At 65.2% G+C, this 21,299-nt stretch carries 20 protein-coding genes and 2 pseudogenes; 9 read left to right on the plus strand and 13 right to left on the minus strand.

Annotated features, from left to right (window positions below):
- Nucleotides 1-868: 868 nt before the first annotated feature.
- Entirely contained in the window at nt 869-1,243 is a 375-nt protein-coding gene (locus ON44_RS50840; RefSeq protein ID WP_157187451.1) for a hypothetical protein, read from the plus strand.
- A 200-nt stretch (nt 1,244-1,443) separates the two neighbouring features.
- Here the strand turns inward: ON44_RS50840 and ON44_RS35690 are convergent, their stop codons facing one another.
- Nucleotides 1,444-2,580, minus strand: a complete 1,137-nt coding sequence (locus ON44_RS35690) for an esterase/lipase family protein (RefSeq protein WP_040698831.1) — start codon at nt 2,578-2,580, stop codon at nt 1,444-1,446.
- A gap of 252 nt (nt 2,581-2,832) precedes the next feature.
- Between ON44_RS35690 and ON44_RS35695 the strand changes: the two genes are divergently transcribed.
- Nucleotides 2,833-4,068: a PucR family transcriptional regulator gene (locus tag ON44_RS35695; protein WP_040698840.1), complete on the plus strand. Its 1,236-nt coding sequence runs from the start codon at nt 2,833-2,835 to the stop codon at nt 4,066-4,068.
- A 5-nt stretch (nt 4,069-4,073) separates the two neighbouring features.
- On the opposite strand, the gene ON44_RS35700 is transcribed toward ON44_RS35695, so the two are convergent.
- Nucleotides 4,074-4,751 carry a FadR/GntR family transcriptional regulator gene (locus tag ON44_RS35700; protein ID WP_040698841.1) on the minus strand — a complete coding sequence of 226 codons (678 nt, stop codon included), beginning with the start codon at nt 4,749-4,751 and terminating at the stop codon, nt 4,074-4,076.
- Nucleotides 4,752-4,862: 111 nt separating this feature from the next.
- Between ON44_RS35700 and ON44_RS35705 the strand changes: the two genes are divergently transcribed.
- The 5 genes from ON44_RS35705 (at nt 4,863) to ON44_RS35725 (ending at nt 11,316) form a co-directional block, all read left to right on the plus strand.
- Nucleotides 4,863-6,326 carry an amino acid permease gene (locus ON44_RS35705; protein WP_040698832.1) on the plus strand — a complete coding sequence of 488 codons (1,464 nt, stop codon included), beginning with the start codon at nt 4,863-4,865 and terminating at the stop codon, nt 6,324-6,326.
- Nucleotides 6,323-7,375, plus strand: a complete 1,053-nt coding sequence (locus ON44_RS35710) for an asparaginase domain-containing protein (RefSeq protein WP_051182795.1) — start codon at nt 6,323-6,325, stop codon at nt 7,373-7,375. Before ON44_RS35705 ends, ON44_RS35710 begins: the two co-directional genes overlap by 4 nt.
- An 11-nt stretch (nt 7,376-7,386) precedes the next feature.
- On the plus strand, nt 7,387-8,814 hold the full coding sequence (locus ON44_RS35715; RefSeq protein ID WP_040698833.1) for an aspartate ammonia-lyase: 1,428 nt from the start codon (nt 7,387-7,389) through the stop codon (nt 8,812-8,814).
- A 651-nt stretch (nt 8,815-9,465) separates the two neighbouring features.
- Nucleotides 9,466-10,380: an undecaprenyl-diphosphate phosphatase gene (locus ON44_RS35720; protein WP_040698834.1), complete on the plus strand. Its 915-nt coding sequence runs from the start codon at nt 9,466-9,468 to the stop codon at nt 10,378-10,380.
- A 33-nt stretch (nt 10,381-10,413) separates the two neighbouring features.
- A complete protein-coding gene (locus tag ON44_RS35725; RefSeq protein ID WP_040698835.1) occupies nt 10,414-11,316 on the plus strand; it encodes an alpha/beta fold hydrolase in 903 nt (300 codons plus the stop codon).
- Between the two features lie 7 nt (nt 11,317-11,323).
- Here ON44_RS35725 and ON44_RS35730 read toward each other — a convergent pair whose 3' ends face one another.
- From ON44_RS35730 to ON44_RS54225, 10 genes and pseudogenes are all read right to left on the minus strand, one after another.
- The gene (locus ON44_RS35730) at nt 11,324-12,346 is read right to left on the minus strand and encodes an ABC transporter substrate-binding protein (RefSeq protein WP_051182796.1); all 1,023 of its coding nucleotides are present in this window, start codon (nt 12,344-12,346) and stop codon (nt 11,324-11,326) included.
- Nucleotides 12,343-13,554: an MFS transporter gene (locus tag ON44_RS35735; protein WP_040698843.1), complete on the minus strand. Its 1,212-nt coding sequence runs from the start codon at nt 13,552-13,554 to the stop codon at nt 12,343-12,345. The genes ON44_RS35730 and ON44_RS35735 overlap by 4 nt, the downstream gene beginning before the upstream one ends.
- 201 nt (nt 13,555-13,755) lie before the next feature.
- Nucleotides 13,756-14,661, minus strand: a complete 906-nt coding sequence (locus ON44_RS35740; protein WP_157187452.1) for a serine/threonine-protein kinase — start codon at nt 14,659-14,661, stop codon at nt 13,756-13,758.
- A gap of 70 nt (nt 14,662-14,731) precedes the next feature.
- On the minus strand, nt 14,732-15,388 hold the full coding sequence (locus ON44_RS35745) for a PAS and ANTAR domain-containing protein (protein ID WP_040698845.1): 657 nt from the start codon (nt 15,386-15,388) through the stop codon (nt 14,732-14,734).
- 79 nt (nt 15,389-15,467) lie between these two features.
- Nucleotides 15,468-16,508: a PucR family transcriptional regulator gene (locus tag ON44_RS35750; protein WP_040698837.1), complete on the minus strand. Its 1,041-nt coding sequence runs from the start codon at nt 16,506-16,508 to the stop codon at nt 15,468-15,470.
- Between the two features lie 273 nt (nt 16,509-16,781).
- Entirely contained in the window at nt 16,782-17,162 is a 381-nt protein-coding gene (locus tag ON44_RS35755; protein WP_051182798.1) for an inorganic diphosphatase, read from the minus strand.
- Between the two features lie 9 nt (nt 17,163-17,171).
- Nucleotides 17,172-17,975 (minus strand): annotated as a pseudogene (locus tag ON44_RS35760) (IS110 family transposase); the annotation flags it as partial.
- A gap of 82 nt (nt 17,976-18,057) precedes the next feature.
- The gene (locus ON44_RS35765) at nt 18,058-18,384 is read right to left on the minus strand and encodes a response regulator transcription factor (RefSeq protein WP_083898344.1); all 327 of its coding nucleotides are present in this window, start codon (nt 18,382-18,384) and stop codon (nt 18,058-18,060) included.
- Nucleotides 18,311-18,649 (minus strand): hypothetical protein, encoded by a 339-nt coding sequence (locus ON44_RS50845; protein ID WP_040698838.1) that lies wholly within the window; start codon nt 18,647-18,649, stop codon nt 18,311-18,313. Before ON44_RS50845 ends, ON44_RS35765 begins: the two co-directional genes overlap by 74 nt.
- Before the next feature lie 39 nt (nt 18,650-18,688).
- Nucleotides 18,689-19,201, minus strand: a pseudogene (locus ON44_RS54225) (hypothetical protein); the annotation flags it as partial.
- Between the two features lie 217 nt (nt 19,202-19,418).
- Here ON44_RS54225 and ON44_RS54230 point away from each other — a divergent pair.
- Together ON44_RS54230 and ppgK are read left to right on the plus strand one after the other, a co-directional pair.
- Nucleotides 19,419-19,604 (plus strand): tyrosine-type recombinase/integrase, encoded by a 186-nt coding sequence (locus ON44_RS54230; protein ID WP_373283263.1) that lies wholly within the window; start codon nt 19,419-19,421, stop codon nt 19,602-19,604.
- 383 nt (nt 19,605-19,987) lie between these two features.
- Entirely contained in the window at nt 19,988-20,830 is an 843-nt protein-coding gene (gene ppgK, locus ON44_RS35775) for a polyphosphate--glucose phosphotransferase (protein ID WP_051182799.1), read from the plus strand.
- Nucleotides 20,831-21,089: 259 nt separating this feature from the next.
- Here ppgK and ON44_RS35780 read toward each other — a convergent pair.
- Nucleotides 21,090-21,299, minus strand: a 210-nt coding sequence (locus ON44_RS35780) for a pirin family protein (protein WP_444543899.1), incomplete at its 5' end; no start/stop codon positions are given.

Consider the following 21,299-nt stretch of genomic DNA (forward strand, 5'->3'; position numbering starts at 1 on the left):
CATCCGCCAGCAACGGACACAGCCGCAGGCGCCTCGATATCCACTGGCGGTTCGTTGCGTCTCGGGTTCCGAAACGTCGGCCGGAAGCGATACTGCTTCCGTCGCGCGATCATCCGCCGGTATCGCCACGGCCGTGGGCTCCGCGATATCCAGCGATTGCGGCACACCCGCCGACTCGCCTGCATCCGTTGGCAGCGCCACTGCCGCAATTTCCACCGACATCGGGCGGGCCGCTAGCGGCCGAACATCCTCTGGAGCCGAAAATATCTCCGGCGCTGGAACATCCAACGACGGTCGAAACGCCGCCGGCTTCGCGGTATCGCCCAGTGGACCACTCGGCGCCGCCACGGCTTCCGGTTCCCGCACATCCACCGGTAGTGGAAGAGCCTCAGGCTCCTGAACTTCTGGCCTCAGCGCCGGCTCCCCACCATCCATCGGCACCGCCACTGCAACGGGCTCCGCGGGATCCGCCGACTGCGGCACAGGGCCTGGCGGCCGAACATTCACCGGTGGCGAAACTGCCTCCGGCGCTGAAACATCCGATGTCGGTCGAATCGGCTCCGGCTTCGCGGTGTCGCTCGGCGGACCGGTCGGTGTCGACACCGCGGCGGCTGGGCCCGCGTAGACCGTAATCGGCTGCCGGGGCGGGGTTCGCTCGATTATGGGTGGGACGGGGGTCGCGAGTGGGAGCGGTTCCGGCGCAGGGGATGCGGAGGGTGCGTTCGGTTTCGCTGGGCGGGGGCGAACCGTGCGTTGGGACCACGGGGTGTCCACTCTGCGGCGGGACCACGGAGTTGGTGCGGGCTCGCGGGCAAATGGGCGGTGTCGACCGGCGGTGGGTTGGTCTGCCGTCGGTTGACCTGTTGCGATGTTCGGGCGCACCGCCGCAGATGTGATTTCCGAATGCACCGCAACAGGTGGGGCGTCCGGGCGCACCGCAACAGACGCGATATCCGACTGCGCAGCCCCATATGCCACGGCCGACCGCACCTTCGCCGATGCACCGACCGAGCGCACCTCCCCGAATGCCGCCTCCGACCGCACCTCCGCAGATACCGCCTCCGACCGCACCTCCGCAGATACCACGTCCGACCGCGCCTCTTCGGACACACCGACCGAATCCACCTCCGCGAATTCGATCGCGGCCTTCAGCTCGACGACGGTTCGGTTGGCTTCGGCGATGAGGCGTTCCAACCTGGTGACCATCGCCCGCAGTTCGCCCGGGTCGAACCGCGACCGCTGATTCACCGAGGTCTCCTGCTGTGTCGTTACCGCGGTCAGGTGCAACCGGGTGTGCTGACCCGTAACCACGGTCCGATCCGCATGGACCCGAGTACGGACAGTGGCACAGTCAATTTTCACTCAGGTCGTCAAACCTCCCGAGATTGGGAAGTCCACACCTTGCCCGGGTCGGCCGGTTCGGGCAAGGTTCATCGGTCGAACTCAGAGGGCGCCGCCACCTCCGATCAACCATGGGTTGAAGCTGCAGTCCAGATTGGAATGGTGCGCGGGATCCAGGGCCTCGAGCGCGATGGAGGCCGAGCGCGGTGAATACATCATGGTCAGGTGGTCGGACAGATCCTGTTCGCAGCCGTCCTGCAGCGTGATGTTGTCCACCGTGGCATCCGGCCCGGCCTGCAGGAATGTCCAATTGTAGGGGTTGGTGACCTCGTCGTATCGCGACCCCACGACCGTGTATTCGACACCGGGGACGGTATCCCCGTTCGCGTTGAGCCGCGCATAGAACGAAGACCCGACCGCCTGTTCGATATTCGACAGCCCGACGATCGGCTCGTAGAACCCGAGGATATTCACACCGAGGTTATTGATGGCCCGCCCCAGCAACGCGATGCCCATCAACGACGTGCCGTGGTGGGTGGCACCGAAAGTGACCAGCTTGCCGACCTTATCGGCACCTCCGTCGTATTTCAGATACTGATTCGCCACCGTTCCACCCTGCGAATGGCCAACGATGTCGACCTTCTCCGCGCCCGTGGCCGCACGCACCCGCTCCACGAAATCCGCCAGCTGACGCGAGGATTCGGCCATCGGCCCGACCCCGTAGCGACCGGGCAGCAACGCACCGATTCCGCCACCCTCCATCAGTCCCGATCGCCCGAAATTGAAGGCGAATACGCAGAATCCCGCCCGCGCCAATTGCGGCGAGAGAAAGGCGAAGGTGTCGAAAGCATTGAGCCAGGTGCCGTGCAGTAGCACCACCGGGTTCGGATGTTCGGCACTCGGCTTGCAGTCCCACCGGTTCGCACCCGCGGGTGCGGCGTCAGGGTGCGTGAGACCGTACGCGAAAGCCGCAAGCGCCGCGGTCATTTCGGGCCCCTCACCGACGGTATTGGATGCGATGCTCTTGGCCCAGCCGGATCCACTTCCGGTATCCACGATCGCCCGCGGCTGCCGCCCGTCCGGAGCCGGCCCCAGCCCCGCGTTGATCTGTTCGACGAGGAATTGCTGATCGGATCCGGCGGGCTCCGCGCCCGCCGTACCGATACCGAGCCCGTGCGCCACGGCCAGTCCAGCGATGAGGGCGGCACCCGCGAAGGCGCGGCACCCGCGTTGCTTCATTGCAAACATTTCGTACTTCCCATCCCGATCGGTTCCACGTCACGCCGGTCGCTATGCCATGGGTCACAGTTCGATCGAAATGTGATGGCCGCCATTGTGATTACGCGGTATACGAAATCTAGGACGGTCATTAGACGACGTCACTACACGGCATGACGAATAAACTCCGCACTGGTTTGTCGTCGACGACAAAGTTCTGGTTGAGAAAACCGAAACGTTGAAGTGCCCACTGTCGTCGGCAACAATCGGCGCATGGCAATCGCTACGACCTCGGCCACCCGAGACGCTCCCTTGGTGACCCGGCTACTGACCAGGTGGCCGCAGATCTCCGAGCGCATGCTCGCCGAGGGCCTCGGCGCGACGCCGCCCGCGACCGATCTGCCCGAGGGCCATTTCACCGCGGAGGTGCTGCCCGCCATCTACGCCTGCGGCCGCGCCGTACTGCATGCCATCGGCGAAGACCGCGAATTCACCGGAGCCGAGGTCGCGACCTTCGTGGCACCGGTCGCCGAGCGGCATGCCGAAGACCGCTTCCCGCTGTCGATCCTGATCGAGGCAATCCACGGTTCGGCGCAATCAGTGCTCGCCGAAGCTGCCGCACTCGCAACGCCCGATGAAATGGCCGATCTGGTCCAGGTCGGCTCCCGCCTGCTCGATCTGCTCAAGCACATCAATATCATCGTCGTCGAGACCTACACTGCGGTCGAACAATCCATCTACAACGCCGAGCGGGAAGCCCGCCGCGAACTGTGTTCGGCACTGCTGCGCGGCCAACCCGCCGATGAACAGGCCGCCCGCGCCGACACCCCGCTCAGCGACCGCTACACGGTGCTCGGCATCCATATCGATTCCGACGACCAGCCCACCTCCGTCGCCGATCTACTGGCCCGGCGACGGATACGGATCCTGCACCGCACCCTCGACACGATCAGCAATGGCACCGCCCTGGTGACCTTCGACGGATCGACCGGAATCGCCCTGCTCCCAAGGTATTCCGACGAACCCGAGTCGACTCGCTATGCCGGGCTGGCGGCCGAGCTGGCCGAACAATTCGGCGCGTCGGCACATCTGGCCGAATGCCCGGCGGTCCCGCGCGCCGAACTGCCCGAGGCCGCGGCGGAAGTCGCCGAACTCGCAACGCTCGCACGTCTACTCGGCCGCCCGACCGGAACCTACCGACTCGACGATCTGCTGCTCGAATACCAACTCACCCGACCGGGCCACGCCCGCGACCGGCTGGCCGAGCGGATCATCCCACTGCTGAGCAACCCTCATCTCCTGGAAGCATTGGAGGCACATCTACGCTACGGCTCCGACCGTAAAGCCGCGGCGGCACGACTTCATGTGCACCCCAACACCTTCAGCTATCGACTGCGCCGCATTGCCGAACTCACCGGTATCGATCCCACCGACCCGAACAACTCACGCCTGCTCGCCGCATCACTCACGATCCAGCGCACGCACCAGCCGCCCGAACCGCGACAGTAGGTCGCTCAGGCGCCGATCCGGGCGACCGTCTCGGCGACTCGCTCCAGGTGATCGGTCATCGCCGCACGCGCGGCCTCCGGCGCACCGGCCTCGATGGCCCGCACGATGGCCTCGTGCTCGCGGTCGGAATCGGTGCGACGGTCCTGGGTCAGGTTCAAGAACTCCGATTGCAGGTCCAGCGCGCGGCGGGTGTCGGCCACCATGGCGGTCAGCATCGTATTGCCGCTCGCGGCGGCGATCGCGGTGTGCAATTCGCCGTCGTAGCGCACCCATTCGTGCGCATCCGGGGCGACCGCGAGTTTGTCCAGGATCTCGAACAGCTGCCGCACCTGCTCCGGCGTGCGGCGCTCGGCGGCGAATCCGGCGGCCGGTATTTCGACGAGCCGGCGCGCCTCGATCAGATCACCGGCACCGACACCCGCGAAAGTCGGCTGGGTATCGGCATTCTTGGAGACGATGAAAGTGCCTCGGCCGGTGTGGGTTTCGGTGAGTCCGAGGATGGCGCAGGCATGTAGCGCCTCGCGGACCACCGGCCGACTCACCCCGAACTGCTTGGCCAGCGCCAACTCCGCGGGCAGGCGATCGCCCACCGCGTAATCGTCGCTCTGGATGAGGCTCCGCAGCCGACGAAAGACCGCTTCGGTGGCGCCGATGCGCTGCACGTACCCTTCCTCGACCGTCACGCGACCCAGTATGGCATTGACACCAGCTGTGACCACCATTACAGTCAACCTGTCTTACAGCCTGACAGCCTTACTTCTTCGGGGCTGGATCCGGCCCATGGAAGGTTTTCGATGCAACATCACGACCAACAGTCGACCGCCACCACCACGCCCGCACCGCGGATCGATATCGGGGACCTCGGCTACCAGAAGCGGCTACGCAAGCGCCATATGCAGATGATCGCGATCGGCGGATCGATCGGCACCGGGCTGTTCCTCGGCGCCAGCGGCCGGATGTCGCTCGCCGGACCATCACTCGCCCTCGTCTACATCGTGTGCGGAATCTTCACTTTCATGGTCGTGCGCGCACTCGGTGAACTGGTGATGTACCGACCTTCGTCCGGGGCGTTCGTGTCCTATGCCCGCGAATTCCTCGGTGAACGCGGCGCGTATTCGGTGGGCTGGCTGTACTTCCTGAACTGGTCGACGACCCTCGTCGCCGACATCACGGCGGTCGCGCTCTACGCGCACTTCTGGTCGTTCTTCGTGCCTGTGCCGCAGTGGGTACTGGCGCTCATCGCGCTGACGGTCGTCGTCGCACTCAATGTGATGTCGGTGCGACTGTTCGGCGAACTCGAATTCTGGTTCGCGCTGGTCAAGGTCGGAACCATCGTCGTATTCATGGCGCTGGCCATCGGATTCATCGTCACCGGCACCTCGGTCGGCGCCAATGTCCCCGGCATCTCGACGATCACCGATCACGGCGGCCTGTTCCCCCGCGGCCTGGCACCCATGCTCACCATCGCCCTCGGTGTGGTGTTCGCCTTCGGCGGCACCGAAATGATCGGCGTCGCCGCGGGTGAAGCCGACAATCCCAGACTGGTGGTGCCGCGCGCGGTCAACTCCATCATGTGGCGGATCATCCTGTTCTACGCGGGCTCGGTCATCCTGTTCACACTGCTCCTGCCGTGGACGGCCTACTCCCCCAGTGAAAGTCCGTTTGTCACGGTGATGAGTTCGATCGGCATCCCGCACGCCGCCGACGTCATGAATCTGGTGGTGCTCACCGCCGCGATGTCGAGCCTCAACGCCGGGCTCTACGCGACCGGTCGCACCCTGCGCTCGATGGCGGTGGCCGGTGCGGCACCACGTTTCGCCCAGCGCATGAACCGCAACGGCGCACCGTACGGCGGCATTCTGATCACCAGCGTGGTCGGCATCGCGGGCGTGGTGCTCAATCTGGTCATGCCGCACAAGGCCTTCGAGATCGTGCTGAATCTGGCCGGACTCGGCATCGTCGGCACCTGGGCGTCGATCATGATCTGCCACTGGATCTTCGTGCGCCGAGCCGAGCAGGGGCACTACCGCAGACCCGCCTTCCGGCTGCCCTTCGCACCGGTGCTCAATATCCTCACGCTCGGCTTCCTACTCGCCGTCATTCTGCTGATGTTCTTCGACGAAGAGATCGGGCGCATCACGCTGGCGGCATTCCTGCTGGTCATCATCGCGATGGTGGTGGGCTGGTTCCGGGTGCGGGGTCGCCTGGATCCGGACGTGCTCGCTCCGATGCCGGAAACCGGATCGGAGACCTCGTGACCTCGATCGCCACGGTGCCGCACCGTCTTTCGCAGATCAGTGTCGACATCCTCTACACCGGTGGCACATTCGGGATGGCCGATCACGGTGCCGGACTGCGGCCCCGCCGGGGTCTGGGCAGCGAAATCGCCAACACCATCGCGCGATTCGAGCGCGAGAACGGCATCGCGGTTCGGTTCGACTACACCGAACTCGAGGAGGTCATCGATAGTGCCGATGCCGGGCCCGATACCGCCCGCCGGATCGCCGCACAGGTCCGATCCGGTATCGCGGAGCGGCAACCGGATGGGATCGTCGTTGTGCACGGCACCGACACGATGGCCTATGTGGGCGCTCGGATGGCATTCGAGCTGCGCGGTGTCGAGGTGCCCGTCGTGCTGACAGGAGCGCAGATCCCGCTGGGCTTTCCCGGTAGCGACGCACCGAGCAACCTGACGCTAGCGCTGAACAGCATTGCCGCCCAGGCAGTTCCGGGAACGTTCATCGCCTTCGGCGAGTCGCTGCATCCGACCGTGCGGGCCAGCAAACGCGCCTGCGACGACTACGACGGATTCACCACGGTCCGGGAGTACACACCGCCGCCCGCACCACCGCGACTGCCCGAGACGCGACCGCGCATCGACAGCCCATCCGTCGGCCTGTTCACCGTCTTTCCCGGAATGCATCCGGACCTGCTCGATACGGCACTGCGCCACTACCGGGGCGGACTCGTACTCGAGTGCTACGGCTCGGGCACACTGCCACTGCACGGATCGGCAACGGTCGAGGCCATCCGCGCGGCCACCGCACGGGGAACGCCGGTAGTCGTCATCACCCACTGTGACAGCGGCACAGTCGATCTCGACCGCTATCAGCCCGGCCGGGCCATGCGCGATGCCGGTGCCATCGGTGGCGGCGATATGACCAGGGAGGCCGCACTCGCGAAACTCGGCTATCTGGTCGACATCGGCCTGGCCGGTAGCGAACTGCGCCGGTGGATGACGACCAACCTGCTGGGCGAACTCTCGAATCACCCCGTGACACAGCCGTTCCCGCACACATCCAACTGAACAGGAATCCGATGACCGAAAGCACTCGTACCGAACGCGATTCCCTCGGCACCCGCGCAGTGCCACGCGACGCCTACTGGGGCGTCCACACCGCCCGCGCGCTGGACAATTTCGCCATTACGGGCGACCGTATCGGCAATTACCCGGCCCTGATCACCGCGCTCGCCGCGGTCAAACAGGCCGCCTGCCGGGCCAACCGCGACCTCGGCCTGCTCGATTCGCGCCGTGCCGACGCTATCGATGCGGCCTGCGACGAGATCCGCGGTGGCGCACTGCACGACCAGTTCCCCATCGATCCCGTCCAGGGCGGGGCCGGTACCTCGACGAATATGAATGCCAACGAGGTCATCGCCAACCGGGCGCTGGAGCTGCTCGGCCACGACCGTGGCAGCTACACCGAACTGGACCCGCTCGACCATGTGAATCTGGGCCAGTCCACCAACGACGTCTACCCGACCGCGGTGAAACTCGCCATCGTGCACCACATCCACGATCTGGTCGCCGCACTGGGCCGACTGGCGACCGAATTCGACAGCAAGGCAATCGAATTCGCCGACATCATCAAGATGGGCCGCACCCAGCTCCAGGATGCGGTACCCATGACGCTCGGGCAGGAGTTCGGCACCTTCGCGATCATGGTGCGCGAGGACTGCGCTCGCCTCGACGAGGGCACCGCACTGTTGCGCGAATGCAATCTCGGCGGTACCGCGATCGGCACCGGGATCAACGGCCATCCGGATTATCCGGCGCTGGCCTGCACCCATCTCGCCGATATCACCCGGATTCCGGTGACCTCGGCGGCCGACCTCATCGAAGCCACCCAGGACTGCGGCGCGTTCGTACAGGTCTCCGGCATCGTCAAGCGCGTCGCGGTCAAACTGTCCAAGATCTGCAACGACCTGCGGCTCATGTCCTCGGGACCGACAACCGGTCTGGGAGAAATCTCGCTTCCCCCAGTGCAAGCCGGATCATCGATCATGCCCGGCAAGGTCAATCCGGTCATCCCGGAGGTCGTCAATCAGGTCGCATTCGCGGCTGTGGGCAACGATATAACCGTCACCATGGCCGCCGAGGCGGGTCAGCTCCAGCTCAACGCCTTCGAGCCGATCATCGCCTACAGCCTGCTCCGCACCACCGCCCACCTCACCGCCGCTATCGACGCCCTGGCAACCAGATGCGTCGCGGGCATCACCGCCCATCGCGACCATCTCGAACAGGGCGTCCGCCGCTCCATCGGCATCGTCACCGCCCTCACCCCCCACATCGGTTACGCCGCCAGCGCCCGAATCGCCAAGCAGGCCTTGCACACCGGCCGCCCCGTCGAGGAAATCGCCACCGAGCTCGGCCTGCTGCCCGCCGAAACCGTGAAATCCCTACTGGCGCCGCACCGCCTCGCCGGACTGCCGACCCCGGGGACCGAACCTGCTGTGGCGCAGTAGCTACCGCGGTCGCGCTGCACTGCCGGCTTCATGCATCGGTCGCCGGGCGCTGACCTGGTGCGTCGAAGTGCGCACCGTCTACGCTTCGGCTTCGAACACGCCGAACACGCCGATGTCGGCGTGGCGACATAGATCTGCGGGACGGTTGGGCTAGCATGGCAGCGCTGTGCGACGTGGCGGCGTTCGCGCAGCGATCGGGGAAGGAACCCGCCCGGCGGCACTCTGTGTCGCCGGGCGGTTCGAAAACTCCTCGTGCCGTGCTCCACACACGGCACCTCTGCCCTGATCCCAGAGGCCGAGCGCGCACTGAATCGCCGCGTTCCTTGTGAGTATCGCCGCACGGTAGTCGAAACCTTCTCTCCCCGAGTGCACCTCGCTCTACGACGTAGTCGACGAAGTTCGCTCGATGCTCGCCGATGAGTTGCTGGGCACCGCAGGTCTTTCCGTACATGACGCCGCCAGCAGGGCTGGAGTATCACCGCGCAGCAGACTCCGGTTGTGCCCACCGGCGGTGGAACAGCGCGAATCCGGGTGAAGATGCCGGACGGCAACACGCCCACGAAAGATGCTGCGGGAACCGGTATTCGGACAAATCGGCGTGTGCTACTCCCAGCCGGAAGGACTGTCGCGCACGTGCAAGAATCGTCCGCGATGATCACCTATCTTGAAGCAACTGTCATCGGTGCGGTGCAGGGGGTCACCGAGCTGTTTCCGATCTCGAGCCTCGGTCACTCCGTGCTGATCGCCGCATGGGTGGGCGGTGATTGGCGGAAGTTGTTGGTCCAGAACGAGTCCGGCACGGGTAATCCCTATCTGGCGTTCGTGGTCGCGCTACACGTGGCGACAGCCGTGGCATTGCTCGGGTATTACTGGCGCGACTGGTGCGCGATAATCGGCGGTTTCGTCACGACGCTGCGCACCCGGCGGCTCGATACTGTCCCGCAACGATTGGCGTGGCTGATCGTGATCGCATCCACGCCGGTCGCCATCCTCGGGCCGCTGCTCGTCCATCCGCTGCACGCACTGTTCGAGGGGCCCATCGATGCGGCCATCTTCCTGACCCTCAATGGCGTGGTGTTGGTGATCGGTGAGGGGCTGCGCCGGCGCAATGAGCCGACGCTGGCGGAATACGGGCGACGCTTCGCGCTCACCTCCGCATCGCATCCGTCCCGGCAATCCGACCGGCCGCTGGCCGCCCTCGGGACGCGCGACGCCGTAGGCATCGGATTCGCTCAAGCCGGCGCCCTGCTGGCCGGGTTCAGCCGCGCGGGTCTGACCATGGTCGGCGGATTGTGGCGCGGTCTCGAACACACCCACGCGGCCAAATTCGCCTTCCTGCTTGCTACTCCGGCAATCCTGGGGGCCGGGATCGTGGAATTACCGGAACTGTTCGGACCGGAAACCGACGGCATCCGCGGGCCGATACTCGTCGGCGCCATCGTGTCCGGGACGTCGTCCTGGCTGGCCGTGCGCTACCTGGAGCGGCACTTCCAAACTCGCACCCTGCTACCGTTCGCAACGTACTCACTGATCGTCGGACTGCTCTCGATCGTCCACTTCAGCTGAATCCACCTTCGACAAACAGGGTTTCGTGCTCAGATGACAACACCGGACTACGACGAATTCGGACTGTTCGCCGAGAATGCGGCCGAGGCCGGGCTCCCCTGGTCCGGTCCGCCCGAGGTGCAACGGTTCTCGGTCGACATCGGCTCCGGTCGCCATATCAGTGGTCTGCGCTGGGGTGAGGGCGAGCCGGAGTTGGTGCTGCTGCACGGTGGCGCGCAGAACGCGCACACCTGGGACACCGTGGCACTGGCGCTGAACCGCCCACTCGTCGCGCTGGACCTGCCCGGCCACGGCCATTCCGACTGGTGGCCCGACCATCTGTACACACCGCACCGGCTGGCCGATGCGGTCGCCACTGCCGTCGATACCGTGGCGCCGCAGGCGAAGGCGGTCGTCGGTATGTCCCTCGGTGGGCTCACCGCAGTGCGACTGGCCGCGCGCCGCCCGGACCTGGTGCGCCGCCTGATCATCGTGGATGTCACCCCCGGCACCGGTGACAACCCGAACAAGACCGCGGCGATAGTCGCATTCGTCAACGGCCCCACCGACTTCGAATCCTTCGACGAGATCCTGGAGCGCACCGTCGCGCACAATCCGAGCCGGTCGGTCCAGTCGCTGCGCCGCGGAGTTCTACACAACGCTCGCCCACGCGACGACGGCCGCTGGATCTGGCGCTACGACCGACTCCGCCCCACCGCCGACGGCTCGCTCGACTTCAGCCCCCTGTGGGACGACGTCTCCGCCGTACAAGCACCCCTACTGCTCGTACGCGGCGCACGCTCACCGGTTGTCGACGACGCCGACGTCGCGGAGTTGCGGCGCCGCCGCCCTCGCGTCCAGGTCGCGGTCGTAGACGGCGCCGGACACTCGGTCCAGGGCGACCGCCCCCTGGAACTCGCAGCACTCATCCGCGACTTCGTCTTTCCCACTGAATGATCGCGTATTACTTCGGCGCGTTCGGATTGAACTTATTTGTGAAGAACTTCGACGGCTCGAAGGCACCGGTGATCCCGCCGGTATCCCGCAACCAACTCTCCCAGCGCAGGAAATCGGTGTCGGCGATTACCCCGCTGGGGGCGGGCACCCCGACCGACTGCCAGAACTTCACCGACGAAGCATCCTCGCCCGGACGTTGCCGCTTCTCGATGATCTGAGTGAACCTGGCGATGACTTCGGCACGCGGTGTGGTCTTCTGCCATTCGATCGCCTTGGCGACTCCACTGACGAATGCCTCGACACTGGCCGGGTTCTTGGCGAGGAAGTCATTGCGAAACACGTATTGACCGCCGTTGAAAGGACCGAATTCCTCGTAGTCGGTGAATACCGCACGGAGTCCACCGTTCGCGATTGCCCGCTGCTGGAACTGTCCACTCAAGGCGGCGACATCGATCTGTCCGCGCCGGAGGGCGTCCTCGGTATTCGGCGGCGGTAAGACCACCAACTGAACCGATCTGATCTGTTCCTCGTCGAATCCGCTCTTCTTCAGCGCATCGTGGATATCCGCCTCGGATTGGCCACCCAGCGTGTTCACGCCGATCTTCTTGTTCAGCAGGTCTTTCGGAGTCGTGATCGGACTGTTCTCGGGAACGTAGAACCCGGTGAACGTCTTGTCGTCGGAGCCGTAGTAGTTCAGCACCGCGGTAATCGGCGCACCGGCGTGGGCCAGCTTCGCCACCGCACCGCCGAAAGCGCCCCCGAAGTCGACCTGACCGGTAGCCGCCGACTGGATATCCTGTGGACCGCTGATGGTGTTTCCCTGCCAGTCCAGCTTCACCTTGCCTTCGAAAAAGCCGAGGTCCTCGGCGAGTTCGGGAATCGTGACCTGCGAGGCCCAGCCTTGGTAGCGAAAGAGCGGGACGCCACCGGATTTACGAACTTCGCCACCACCACAGGCGCTCAACACCATTGCGACGGTTACGGCGACTACCGCGCCCATGAAGAGCCTGCTACGCACTCTCGCACTCATCGTGCGGCCACCTTTCGGTCGATCTGGTTGGGCCAGGGGATGTAGACGGGGATAAATCGACCCATGACGACGGCGCCGAGCGCCGATACGGCGCCGATGGTCAGGACCGCGACAGCCAGTGGACCGACCGCCGCCAATCCGCTGATCGCCAGCGGACCGGCGAAAAAGCCGCCGTCATGGGTGAGCCGCCACGCGGCAAGGAATTCGGCACGGGTGGCGGCCGGGGCGATATCGGCGCCGATGGTCATGATGACGCCGTTGCCGATCCCGTTCCCGATCCCCATGACCACCGCGACGATGCCGAGAGTGAGTGCCGAATCAGTCAGCGGCACAGCGAAATACGCGAGGGCCAGGATGGTCGGCGACGGTACGGCGATGAATCGTCTGCCGTACCGGTCCATCAGATGGCCCGCCGGATATGCGCACAGCACATCCAGACCGGCCCCGATGCCGAAGATCAGACTGGCCGTGGCGGCGGTGGTGCCGAGGTGATCGGCCCACAACGGCAGCACGGCTTCCCGCGACGAACGCGCGGCACCCATCAGCAACGAACCCGCGCCCAGGGTCAGCAATAGTTTGCGATGAGCTCTGCCGACGCCGAGTAACGACAGCGGCGGTTGCCGGATCGTCCCGGCGGCCGAGGTTCGCGGGTCCGGAAGCCGGGCCATCAGCCATCCGGCCACCGCTATCGCGATCAATTGGACGACGAATCCGCCGCGTGTGCCGATTCCCGTGATCGCGGCAGCACCGAGAAATGGACCGACGAAGAAGCCGAACCGCATGGAACCGCCGAACAGCGACATTGCCCGCGCCCTGCGTTCGAATGGCACGGCCTCCGACAAATAGCTCATCCGGGCCAGGCCCCAGATCGCATTGGACAGCCCGACGATCACCAGTCCCCCGCACAAGATCGGCACCGTGGTCGCGAGCACGCACAATAGGACACCGACGACGCCCGCAGTGCTCGCGCCGATGATCGACACCCGCTCACCGAGCCGGGATACGACCTGACCAGCGGGAATGTCGCCGATTATCTGTCCGAGCCCGACCAGGGCGACACAGAATCCGGCTACCGCCACCGATGCGCCCAAGTCGAGCGCTGTCAATGTCATGACCGGCGCCGCAGCCCCCATACCGATCCCGTACGCCGCCGCGGGTACATAAACGGTGAACAACAGCGGCCGCAGCGAGCTCAGTTCATCCGATATCTCATCTTGTCGGCAGGTCGTCATATTTTTCGATAACCCGCATTTCTCTCGGTGGACGACGCACCGGAATACGACTATGCCGGGCGAATATTTCGACTCACCTTGCGGACGCATGCGGAAATAAGCAATGCCTTTTCCACATCGTGAAAATCACGGTGATTCGAATTCAGCCCGGCCCTGTCGGGAATTTCGCCGATATCGCTACCGGCGTAGCACCGATCGGGTGAACGCCGTGTTCAATCGCGTCAGGAAGGGGCTGCCCGGCCGGGTCTCGTGGAGGGCCTCGGTGAGTAGGGCGATGGGTTCGGTGCAGGTGTTGTAGCGGGCGTTCGGATCCTTTGCGAGCGAACGGTGCACGATCGAGTCGACCTCGGGTGGGATCCAGTGTCGGCGTAGGGAGATATCGGGGGGCGGATCGTGCAGGTGGGCCTGCGCGGTGGCCATGAGATTTCCGCGGGGGAACGGCGGGCGACCGGTGAGCAGTTCGATGGCCGTGGAGATCAGCGCGTACTGGTCCGTCGCCGGGCATACAGCGCCTGCCTGCAGCAGCTCAGGCGCGGCGTACGGCACCGAGACGACGACGAAACCATTTGTGGCCAGAGGCGGTTCGGGCCGGTGCAGCCATCGGGCCTGGTCGAAATCCGAAAGTTTCACCGTCGCAGGGTCGTCCGTGCCCACCAAGAGATTCGCCGGTTTGACGTCGAGATGGACGATGTCGTTGGCGTGCACGAAATCCAAACCCGCCGCGACCCGAGCCAGCACATGCAGCACCCGCCGCAGGTCTGGCTGTCGGTGCGGCATCGGCACCAATGTCGCCCCTGTTGTGCCTGCCACGTACTCGTGCGCCGACCACAGCCTGCCGTCGGTTTCACCGTGCGTGTACATCCGCACGATATTGGGATGCCGCAGCACGGACAGGATGTCGAACTCGTGCACAAATCGCGCACGCGCCTCAGGTGACCGACTGTCCTCGGGACCCAGAATCTTCAGCGATACCGACCGCGCCCGTTCCACATCCTCGGCCAGATACACATCACTGCTCCCGCCATGACCAAGCCGAGCCTGCACAACGAATCCAGCAAACCGGTCATTCGGTTCCACTACCACCGCCACACCGTAGTTCGCCAACGCCCGGCATCGGCGGCGCAACCTCTCGCTGCTGGGAAATAGGGTGCGGTCAGTCCTTGGGTATGCGTTCGTGGAGAGTCAGCAGAATGTGATCGAAGGTGGCGACAATCGCGGGCTCGGGCGCTGGGACCATGGCCAATTCGGCGATCAGCTGTTCGGCCAGCACACGCAGCTTGATATTGGTTTCCTGCGAGCGCCAGATCAGAACCTTGAACGCCTGCTCGGCACTGATGCCGTACAGCCGCATCAGCACACCCTTGGCTTGTTCGATCACCGCACGCGCCTCGATGAGTTCCGGCAAACGCACCTCGAGCGCTTCACGTTCGGCTTCGGCGAGGGTGGCGCTGAGGTCGATATAGAAGCCGGTCGTGCCCACCGGTTGGCCGTCGTCGTCGAGAATCCGGTCGGCGACCACCATGACGTTGTGTTCGACACCGGAGGTGTCGATGAACCGGTGCCGACTCGAGAACGGCTCGCCGCGGTCGATTGAACGGGCGATGCGTTCGGCGACGTGTTCGCGGTCGTCGGGATGTTTGTGGGCCAGCAGCAGTTCGGTGGTCGGCTCGATTTCCCCGGGCCGGTAACCGTGCATCCGGTAGACCTCCGGCGACCACTCCCAGCGGCGACTGGCGAACCAGAAGCGGAAACTACCGACCGCGGACCGCGCACCCGACTGTCCGGGCGACGCAACCGCGGTCTCGACGATCGGAGATTCGGGCGAAGACGTCACCAACCAATTATGGGCCCGTCTGGGACGAACGATTTCTTTTCCGCAAAGCTGCTGGTCAAGCTCGCTCATCGAGCAGCCGCCACGCTGTGAGCGCGAGCCTGGCCCGCAACAGTCCGGTGGGCTCGGCGAGTTCGATACCCGTCATCTTTTCGATCTGTTCGAGGCGACGGGCGACGCTGCTGTGGTGCAGGTGCAGCAACTCCGCCGCCCGGCGCAGCGAGCCGGTGGCACAGTAGGCGTCGAGTGTCTCCAGATCCTCCGGGGTGCTTGCCATTCGGGCGATCGCGGCCACATCGACGTTATCGCGCGCAGCGTCCTGGGGTACCTGCGCGATCAAGGCCAGCGCCCCGAGGTCGTCGAAGTGGACGATCGGGCTGCGCGCGGTGGCGAAGCGCAGGGCGGTGCAGGCTTCCCGCCATGACCGGTCGGGCCGGTCTGCTGTGCCGATGCCCGCGCGTACGCCTGCCGGAAACCGGGCCGGGTCCACAGTGGTGGCCAGGATGACGCCCACGTCGGCCAGCGGTGCCGCCTTCACCGGGCGGGCTGGGCAGATCAGGCCGCCGACCTGGTCGAGCCGAAGCTGAGACCGAACGGCCACGACGCGCACCGGCAGGTCGGCGGCAAAACCCAAGAGCCGCAATGCCCGAGCCCTGGCCGCCTCGTCGCCGTCGGCGCTGATCACCAGTTCGACCAGGGCCGGGTCGGCCATGGTGGTGCGTGCCGGGCCATATCGCTCGACGACCGCCGCCGCGGCGATGGCGAGCCGCTCCAACAGCAGTTCGTCGAGCGAGCGGGAGGTGCCGGTGCGTTCCAGCCACACCGTGCCGATCTCCTCCTCGTCGAGGATGATCGGCCCAGTGGTGGACGCGGACGGCGGCGGACCCGACACTTCCCGCCCGTCGGATGCGAATCGGATCACTCGTCCCGTGCCGTGCAGTCGAATCCCGGTCACGCACTCGGCCAGTACCGCCGAGGCCCGAGCCAGCGCCGGGAGATCCACCCGCCGGCGCATCAGGGTGTCGTAGAACATCACGACACGCAGCGCACCTTCCGCTTCCACATCCAATTGCGACAATCGGACCACCAAGGCATCCATGTCTGGAGGCTATCCGCGATACGTCCAATGGATATCCTCGAATCCGGTGAGTCCATGGCTGACATGCCGAGAAAGCCCGTTCAGTCGGCTTCGTAGCAGCCCGGTTGTGAGCCAATGTGTTTCGCCGAACCTCGCGGCCGATCGTGAAGACAACTCGTGCGAGGCGACGAAAGATCTCACGGATCGATAGCCCGGGGTATTTCCGGGGGGGTCCCTATGGTTTTCGTCAAGGGTGTTGGTGATTCGGAGGTGCCGGTTCGGTGTGTGGGGTGGTCATGACCGGACGATGATGTAGCGCCCGGGTTCTTCTTGGAACTCGACTGTGGTGGCGATCGCTGTGTCATCGGGGTGGAGGTGGTCGGTCGGGACGACGATCAGCTTGTCGTCATCGTCGTGTAGTCGGTGGATGATTGCGATGCATGCCCCGGTCGCGGAGGTCATGGGCTCGGTGGGGCCGAGGAAGTAGGCATCGAGTTCCTCGCCGTCGGGTGCGAGCGTGCCGGGAACGAATCCGTAGTTGACGGTGTAGAGGAATCCGCAGGTGGGGTGGTGGCTTCCGTAGGGTCGGTCGATGGTGAGGTCGACTGTGCGGCCGAGGAACTGGCGTGCCAGCGTCAGCGATTTGGATTCGGTGAGCGGGCGCGGGTCGGTCATCGTTCGAGGCTATCGGCAGGAGGTGACGCTGCGGCCTGATCGTTCGGTCGGGCGGGCATTGCGGTAGGGCTGTTTGGTCTTGAGCATGGCGTAGAGGACGTCGCAGCGACGGCGGGCGAGGCAGATGAGGGCGGCGTTGCGTTTCTTGCCCTCATCGCGTTTTCGCGTGTAGTAGGCGCGGCTAGCTGGGTCGTGCAGAGCGGCGAACGCGGACAAGAACAAGGCGCGTTTGAGTTTGTGGTTGCCTGATCGGGCGGGGTGTTCGCCGCGGATGGAGCTGCCGGATCGGTGGGTGACCGGGGCGATGCCGGCGTAGGCGGCCAGGTGTCCGGCGGTGGCGAACGCGGAGCCGTCGCCGACTTCGAGCAGGATGCGGGCTCCGGTCCTGACTCCGACGCCGGGCATCGAGACCTTGGCAAGAGGGTGGTCATCGAGCATCCTCTCGATGTCCTCGGCAATGGATTTCCGTTGCAACAGAACGTTTTTCAGGGAATCGGCGAGTCTGGGCAGCACTATCTCGGCAGCGTTGGCGCCGGGAACGGTGACCGTCTGCGCGGGCAACGCGGCCAGGATTTCCTCGACCAGCCGAGCACCCATGCGCGGGGCGTGTTTGACCGCGATCGTGGTGAGTTTTCGGCGCCCGGCGGCCCGGATTCCGGCGGGCCCGCCGCAGCGGGACAGGATCTCCAACACCGCTGGATGGGTGACGCGTGGGCCCAGGACCCGTTCGAGGGCTGGGTGGATGCTGGTGAGCAGCCCGCGGATGCGGTTGCTGGTGCGGGTAGCTTCTCCGGCCAGGTCGTCGTCGAAGCCGGCCCAAGGGCAAGAAGGGAGTCACCGAGCAAGATCTGAACGGGTAGAGCCAGGCGGGCCGAGTTGCCGCGGTGCGACCTATCTACCGTCGTTCGCAGATAAGTAGGGGCAAGAAGTCATACCGGGCCTGGCGACCGGGGCCCTCGCTCAAGGGCCGCGAAGAAGATAACGGGTTGTGTCGCGATGCCGCGATCCATGCCGCGATCTGTGCCCGCGAGGTGAACCCCAATTTGGTCAGCAGGTGTTCGAGGTGTCCGTCTGCGGTGCGTGGCGAGATCACCAGACGAGCGGCGATCTGTCTGTTGGTCAGTCCTTCGGCGACCAGTTCGGCGACTTCACGCTCGCGTTTGGTCAGTTTGCCACCAGCAGTGGCCACTTGGGCAGACGGGACGTGTTCCCCCCAGGGCATAGGCGATCGCGGCGTCGAGACTGAGCGCGGCCCCCTCCCGCTGCGCCGCGGTGTAGGTCTGCTCTTTCATTGCCCGTCGAGTCCGGCACTCGCTTTCCTCTTGATGGACGAGCAACTCCGAAAACACTATCGGTGCAATGCCCACAGATCGGCCGATCTGCTCCGCGGCTGCGGTCAACACGACCGCGCGCTCAGGTTTCTCTTCTTCGGCGGCAATCCATGCCAGTGTCTGTAGGCACATGCTGATGTTGATGCGGTCGTCCATCGTCCGACTCACCCGCAGTGCCTGGGCGAGTAGTCGAGTCGCCCGCGCCGGATCGCCCTGCCGCCACAACGCAACGGCAAGCGACCACAGCAGGTATGACTGGTAGACCGTTTCTCCGTGCCTTTTAGTGATCGCGAGCGCGTACTCATAAACCTCGATTGCCCGGGAGGTGTTGTTGCGCAGTTCGTAGGAGAAACCCAGGTACGTTAAGGCGCTGACTCGGAAGAGGAGGTTGCCGCGTTCGGCCGGAGCGGATGAATTCGATCCAAATGTGACGGAGTTGTTTGCCCAGGTGCTCCACAGTGGCCCACTGCTCCTGACCGAGCATCGGTGACCCGTCCCATGCTTCGGCGTTGCCGAGCACGAGCGGAAGTTCGACGCAATGTGTCGCGCCGAACGGCGACCCTTCAGGGCGCCAATCCAAGCGGTATCCGGTGACCGTCCCGCCGACGTCCTCGTACGCCTGGGCTCGCGGTTCCCAGGGCCCGGCAAACCTGCGGTCGACCACGGCGGGGAGGACCTCGGCCGGGACTCCGAAGGCCGAACTGTCATCCCGGTTCCACCCGACGAGTAGGTCAATGGCGGCAACAGGCGGTGGTTGAGTTCCCGCGGGCAGCGTGGGCGGGAACGGCGCGGCGTCAACGGCTGATGTGTGGACGGCTCAGCCGCAGGATGCGGATCGGTTCCTGGTGCAGCAGCGTCGGGATCGAGAAGGCGGTCGCTGTCTGCGTGTTGGTGAGACGGTCTGCGCAGCGGACTGGCTGGGGTGGTGAGGCTTTGGCTGCCGGCGTGGGAGGGGCGCTTGACACCACATGTGCTGCGGCACTTCTGCGCTTCGTTGTTGTATTCGCGCGGTATGGATATAAAGGCGATTCAGGAACTCCTGGGGCACGAATGGTGGCGAGATGTCGGCTCACATGTCGACGCTGGCGCTCGTGGCACCCGAGTCCCGTAACCGCGAACGCTTCACCCGCAGTTCCGCGGGTATTGCAGTGTTGACATACGCTGCCGAACTGCAAGGGGACCGGTCGCTTTTGCAGGTAGCGGGAATACCTGTGCGGGGGAGAGAATAGATGCCTGATGTTATGTGCAGTATCAGTATTTGGGTATGTCCCTGACATGCGCCGTGTCCGTTCGGCGGGGTGCCCGAAGCGGGCAGTGCCGTTGTGAATGAACCCTTTGCGCCCTTTTTGTTGGAATAACGGGCAGCCTCCCGAAATCTCTGCCTCGATATCCGATTCGTGACCAGGGGGACTCGATGAATCCCACGGCAACGATCCGCCCGGAATCTGTGGAGCGAGCCGGCCTCGGGCCGCCGCCACGTACTCGGGAGTGTCCATGACCGATACCACCGCTTCGGTCACCGAAAAGCCGAGCCAGGCTAGGCCGCATTGCTGGGGCTTCGGCATCGACGTGGGCGGTAGCGGCGTGAAGGGCGGCGTCGTCGATCTCGGCACGGGGCAGCTGATCGGCGACCGCTTCAAACTCCCGACCCCGCGGCCGGCTACTCCGGAGGCTCTCGCCGACACGATCCGCGAGGTGGTGAAGCATTTCCAGTGGGACGCGCCGCTTGGCGTCACCTATCCGGGTGTGGTCAGCGGCGGCGTAGCCCGTACCGCCGCGCACCTCGACAAGTCTTGGATCGGAGTGAACGCCCAGGAGGTGATCAGCGCCGAACTCGGCGGACAGCCGGTGACCCTGCTCAATGACGCCGACGCGGCGGGATTGGCCGAAGTCGAGTTCGGTGCCGGCAAGGACAACGACGGCGTCATTGTGCTGCTGACGTTCGGTACCGGCATCGGTTCGGCGGTGATCCATAACGGGGTGTTGTTGCCCAACACTGAATTCGGTCACATCGAGGTCGGCGGAATGGAGGCCGAGCGTCGGGGCGCCGCGTCGGCCAAGGAAAGGCACGCCTGGAGCTACAAGCGGTGGGCCCCGGAGGTGACGAAGGTGCTGGTCGCCATCGAAAACGCGATCTCGCCCGACCTGTTCATCGCCGGTGGCGGGGTCAGTCGCAAGGGCGACAAATGGATTCCGTTGCTGAAGAACCGCACACCGGTGGTGGCCGCCGCGTTGCAGAACACCGCGGGGATCGTCGGGGCAGCAGTGGCTGCGCGTGCCGATCCAACGCGCACAACGAGCCCGCTCGGCGGCAGCGGTCGTCCTCGCTGGGTTTGATGAGCGGGGCCCAGCTGTGGTTGTCGCTGCGGTGTCTGAACATGCGCCTTCGGCGCCGCCGGCTGACTGAATCGCGAACCACGTCGGTACTGCCAGATGTGGTCAAGAGTTTTGTCGAGACCTTCTGCCACTGAGGCGCATCTCCATACCCATGTGTTCGGCGAAAGACCGCGACGCGGGGCGGCGGTGCCTACGTCAGGGAGCACTCCGCCTCGACAATGTCTGCCACGCCGGCTGCGCGGAACGGTCTCCCTGACGGTCAGAACTGGACGCTGGCGTGCATTTCCCAGACCAGGATCTCGGCGGGCTCGCTCGCGGTGACCTGCTGGCCGCCGGTAGCGGTGAAGCGCACCGCGTCGCCGGTATGCAGCGGGCCGGCACCCTCCAGTGTCACCGCGCCGCGGGCCACGAACAGGTGCAGGAACGGCGCGTCGGGCAGGTGCACCGACTGTCCCGGGGCGAGCCGCGC

This window comes from Nocardia vinacea NBRC 16497 (assembly GCF_000308835.1).
GTDB classification, from domain to species: domain Bacteria; phylum Actinomycetota; class Actinomycetes; order Mycobacteriales; family Mycobacteriaceae; genus Nocardia; species Nocardia vinacea.